We start from the raw sequence: 2380 nt of genomic DNA on the forward strand, positions 1-2380 counted from the left end.
GGATGGCCCACCCTCCTCCCCAAACACACCATCCCCAACCAACACACCAAAGCCACCCACAACGCCCTCACCAACCTCAACCACCAACTCACACACGGCGCCAACGCAGACGCAGACAGGAGCACCTCGTGACCACCACCGCCGAAGTCACCATCACCGACCTCGCTACCACCACTCCCGACGGCGCCCGCCTCACCGTCGCCATCCACCACCCCGCCCACATCGACCCCCACGACACCACCGCCACCACCACGCCCCTGATCGTCCTCGCCCACGGCTGGGGCGCCACCCACACCGTCTGGCACGCCACCGCCCGGCTGCTGGCCGCCCAGGGCCACACCGTCGCCGCCTACGACCAGCGCGGCCACGGCACCAGCACCCTTGGCTCCAACGCCCTCACCATCCAGCAACTCGGGCACGACCTCGCCACCGTCGCGGACGCCCTCGCCCCCCACCGCCCCGTCGTCGTCGCCGGCCACTCAGGCGGCGGTTACGCCGCGCTCGCCTATGCCACCCAGCTCTACGCCGACGCCCCCCGCAGCGCGCCCCAGCGCCTCGTCGGCCTGCTCCTCGCCGCCAGCGCCGCCGACGACCAGCAGACTCCTCCGGGCGAACTCCGCATCATGAAGACGAAGGTCTTCCAGCGCGCCCTCAGGAACCCCCGCCTCGGCCGCCAGCTCCTCAAGAAGACCCTCCACCCCAACACCCCCGCTCACACCCAGGAGACCAACCGGCGCCTCTTCGCCAACACCGACCCCCACACCCGTCTCACCACCTTCGCCTCCACCAGCACCATGGACCACACCCCACACCTCCGCCACATCACCACCCCCACCACGATCCTCCGCGGCACCCACGACACCTCCGTCAGCCAGACCCACATCCGCACCCTCCAGACCCACCTCCCCAACACCACCGTCGACACCCTCTCCGACGCCGGCCACATCCTCCCGCTCGAAGCCCCTCACCAACTCGCCCGCCAGATCCACCAACTCACACTCACTTCGCAGCGGTGACCACCACCACCCTCACCACCGAGCTGGGCAGGCTCCTGCCGCCAACTGTCCACTGCACCGAGGCCTTCGGGCCGCCGCCCCAGGGCGCGCTCCTTCCTGCGGAGCGCGCCCACATCAGTGGCCGATCGCCCCGCAGGCAGCGGCAGTTCACCGCCGCCCGTACGCTCGCCCGTCGCGCTCTCGCCCAGCTCGGCCACCCGCCGGTCCCGCTCCTCCCGGGGCCGGGCGGGGCCCCCGAGTGGCCGTCGGGGACCGTCGGGAGCATCACCCACTGCGACGGTTACACCGCTTGCGCTGCGGCGCACACGGCCGATGTCGTCTCGCTCGGCATCGACGCCGAGCCTGCTCTACCGCTCCCCGACGGGGTCCTCGCCCTCACCGCTTCCGAGGACGAACGTCACCGGCTCGACCGGCTACCTCACGGCCAAGTCCCTTGGGACAGACTGCTCTTCAGCGCCAAGGAGGCCACCTACAAGGCCTGCTACCCGCTCACCCGACGCTGGACCGGTCTGGCCGGCATCTCCGTACGCCTCCACCCCGACCGCACCTTCACCGCCCACCACCCCCACCTGCCCGGTCGCTGCCAGGGCCGCTGGACCACCACCGGTGCCATCCTCCTCACGACCCTCACCATCCCGCACGGGACGACGACCGGTTGAGCGCGCAGCACCGCAGTACCGAAGCACCACCGAACCGCGAACCGGCCGCCGCAGGGCCTACAGGCCCCGCCCCCCCACGTGCGGCGGAGGAGCGAGGCCGACACGGGGGCGAGGGGGCGAGGGGACAGCTGACGGATCCGGTCAGCGGGACGATCCGAGGGACAGGACAGGGAGCCCCGGCCCATGGACCTGCCCCGCCCGGGCGCTCGCCCTCAACGGGCGGGGCCCGCCGGGCCGTTGTCGGCCGTGCGCACCGCTTCGATGAACCCCGTGGTGCTCGGGCCCGAGCCGGGCGGGAAGGGGCGGCCGTACGCGGCGGCGACCTCATCGAGCAGGGTGAGCCGGGTGGTCCAGCCGTGGGCGTCGAGCCACTCGTGGGTCTGGGGGCCGAGGCCGCCCTGCCACAGGTCGGTGATGTGGGCGAGGGTCGGGTCCTGCGGGGTGCTGGTCACGTCCCGGCCCTTTTCGAGCAGCAGTCGGCTGCCCGGCGCGGAGAGGGTGCCGACGGCGGTGAGCAGGCCGGCCGCCTGGTCGGCGGTGAGGTAGACCAGCAGTCCTTCGGCCAGCCAGGCGGTGGGCCGCTCCGGGTCGAAGCCGGCTTCGACGAGGCGGCGCGGCCCGGCCGTGTCGAGCTGGTCGCCGGGCCGCGTGGTGCGTTCGCCGCCCGGGTCGGCGCCGCGTTGGTCCAGGACGTGCTGTGTGATG

Annotated in this window: 3 protein-coding genes; 2 read left to right on the forward strand and 1 reads right to left on the reverse strand. The window is 72.7% G+C overall.

Features of this window, described 5'->3' with window-relative positions:
* The first annotated feature begins 128 nt into the window (after positions 1 to 128).
* A complete protein-coding gene (locus ACFV6I_RS37405; RefSeq protein ID WP_380430522.1) occupies positions 129 to 1016 on the forward strand; it encodes an alpha/beta fold hydrolase in 888 nt (295 codons plus the stop codon).
* Complete coding sequence (locus tag ACFV6I_RS37410; protein ID WP_380430525.1) at positions 1013 to 1675, forward strand: 4'-phosphopantetheinyl transferase; 663 nt, start codon at positions 1013 to 1015, stop codon at positions 1673 to 1675. The genes ACFV6I_RS37405 and ACFV6I_RS37410 overlap by 4 nt, the downstream gene beginning before the upstream one ends.
* Positions 1676 to 1887: 212 nt before the next feature.
* Here ACFV6I_RS37410 and ACFV6I_RS37415 read toward each other — a convergent pair.
* A partial coding sequence (locus ACFV6I_RS37415) for a class I SAM-dependent methyltransferase (protein ID WP_380430528.1) occupies positions 1888 to 2380 on the reverse strand: 493 nt, incomplete at its 5' end.

Source organism: Kitasatospora sp. NPDC059803, assembly GCF_042732255.1.
Classification (GTDB): Bacteria; Actinomycetota; Actinomycetes; order Streptomycetales; family Streptomycetaceae; genus Kitasatospora.